This window comes from Gordonia malaquae NBRC 108250 (assembly GCF_000344135.1).
Classification (GTDB): Bacteria; Actinomycetota; Actinomycetes; order Mycobacteriales; family Mycobacteriaceae; genus Gordonia; species Gordonia malaquae.
The window spans coordinates 1-2,559 of sequence record NZ_BAOP01000072.1; the positions used below are offsets into that span (position 1 = coordinate 1).

Annotated in this window: 1 protein-coding gene and 1 pseudogene; both read left to right on the plus strand. The window is 62.4% G+C overall.

The features are described 5' to 3' along the window. Window positions 1–477 (plus strand): MMPL family transporter (locus GM1_RS21165; RefSeq protein ID WP_008382335.1); only part of this gene is annotated, 477 nt, incomplete at its 5' end. 344 nt (window positions 478–821) lie between these two features. Continuing rightward, a pseudogene (locus GM1_RS21170) lies at window positions 822–2,109 on the plus strand (ISL3 family transposase). Window positions 2,110–2,559: the final 450 nt, after the last annotated feature.

A 2,559-nucleotide genomic window follows, 5' to 3' on the forward strand; every position in this document is an offset into this window, starting at 1 on the left:
ATTCTCAACTACGCAGCCGCTCTGGGCATCGGTGTCCTAGTCCTGCAACACATTGTCGGCAACGAAATAGCGTGGCCGGTCCCACTGGTGTCCTTCATCGTTCTAGTGGCAGTGGGGGCCGACTACAACATGCTGTTGGTTTCCCGGCTCAGAGAGGAATCGACGGCCAATATCCGGCTCGGAGTTCTGCGCACGGTCGCGTACACCGGCTCGGTCATCACCTCAGCCGGTTTGATCTTCGCGGCGAGCATGTTCGGACTCATGCTGGGATCGATCGACGTGATGGTGCAGATCGGCTTCATCATCGGTATCGGGTTACTCTTGGACACCTTTCTCGTCCGCACGATTGTCGTCCCTGCGCTGGCAGCATTGCTCGGTGAGGCGAGCTGGTGGCCAGGGAGGGTGCACCGCCCGGCCGGTGAGCCGGATTCCACCGAGGGCGGGCTTCGGGTGCGACACCGGGTGACGGTCGACTGACCGGCGGCGAGCGGCGAGGTTTCCGTCATCCCCCACGCTTGGATTTGCATGCACGAACCTGTCGGCGAATCCCTCGATTAACGACTTGCCGCACCGGCGCACCACCGCAGGCGACCAGACTAATCGACGAAAGATCCACATCCAGGGTGCGATGCCCGGCGGGACCGGTTGCCACCAACGGCACCAGGAAACTGGCTCTTCCTGATTGACGGTGCGTAGAACGGGTTCTACCGGGCACAAGATGTAGGTCGGGTTCGGCGGCGGCGAGCCGGGGATGCGGGCGGGTCCTGTGGTGTGAAGATGAAAGCTCCTACACCTCATCACTCACACCGACAGGACCCTCGTTGCAGCGTAGCGCCATTGCCGACACGATTTGCCGCACGATCGAACTCGGGGTGACGATCACCGATGCCGCTCTCGACGGCGAGGATCGCACACACCTGTTCTGCGAGGTCTTGGCCCCGAAGAGTAGCTGCCCGAGGTGCGAGCGGGCGGGTCGGTTGCGTGATCATGTCGATCGTGAGGTGGCAGATCTACCGATCGTGGGCCATCCGACCCGGTTGCATCTGAGGGTGCCGCGCTACGCCTGCGAGAACGGCGCGTGTGGTCAGGGCATCTTTCGCGCCGACATCTCGGCGATCGTCGCGCCGCACGATCGCGTGGATTCTTCGGCGGATGATTCTGGACAAGATGAGCGTCTCTGCGGTCGCCGCGTCGGTCGGGTTGGGCTGGAACACCGTGAATGCCCTCGCGTTGCAGGCGGCGCGTACGGTGGCTTCGGCGCCTGGCCGACTCGACGGTGTCAGGGTTCTCGGTGTTGATGAGCACAAGTGGAAACATGTTCGCGGCAATGGTGATTCGAGTTTCGTGACCGTGCTGGTCGACCTCACACCGATTGTGGATGGGACCGGGTCGGCGCGCTTGCTGGATATGGTGGCCGGCCGGTCCAAAGCGGCGTTGAAGGACTGGCTCGATGCCCGCGATGACTCCTTTCGGGACCGGATCCGGGTGGTCACCATGGACGGATTCACCGGGTATCGCACCGCGACCGCCGAGGCATTGGATAAGGCGCGGGCGGTGATGGACCCGTTCCACGTGGTCCATCTGGCCGCCGAGAAGCTCACAGTGTGTCGTCAACGCGTGCAACACGATACGTGTGGGCACCGCGGCCGCACGGGTGATCCGCTCTACGGTATCCGCCGACCACTGCTGACCCGGATCGCGTTGCTGACAGACAAGCAGAAGGCCCGGCTACGTAGCGGGTTGGAGGCTCACGAGGAGCACGTGGCCGTCTCGGTCACCTACGCGATCTACCAAGAGCTGATCAACGCCTACGGCCAGGAGAACAAGCGTGACGGCAAGGTCGCGATGTACAAGCTGCTCAAACGGATTCATACCGGCGTTCCGTCCGGGCTGGCAGAGTTGGCCCAACTCGGCCGATCATTATGGGCGCGGCGTGCCGAGATCTTGGCCTACTTCGACACCGGCGCCTCCAACGGACCCGTCGAAGCGATCAACGGCCGCCTGGAACACCTCCGCGGGATCGCGTTGGGCTTCCGCAACCTCAACCACTACATCTTGCGGTCACTCATCCACTCCGGCGGCCTCGCACAACACCTCGACGCACTCTGAATCAGGAAGAGCCAGGAAACTATCAGTGATGATGGCCCGCCGGTCCTCAGCGTGGTTCGCCGATGAGCTCAAGTCGGACGCTGAGACAACCGCAACGTTCAGGGTGCGCAGGACGGCACCTTGAACGGAACTGCAGCGTACGCGCCTCCAAGAGGTTCCACAGCAAAGTGGCGACACGGTCATCGTCGCCAACACCGGTGCTACCCAAGAGCATTGGTCAGTTGACCCGCATCGTCCCTCAAGGGACCAGTACGGCTCGAGCCGGTTCGTTTCCGCCCGTAGGTGATCACCTTGTCTTACGGCGTCATTCGGTCGCGACGTGGCGGAGAATCGACGTCACCGTCAAAGGTGACCGTCCTGCATCGTGTTCTTCATGGGAACTCCTTCTGCGGAGCAGGCAGTCTCAGTCTTATTCAGCTGGGCCATAGTTCTGGATCTGCCAGCCCCCAG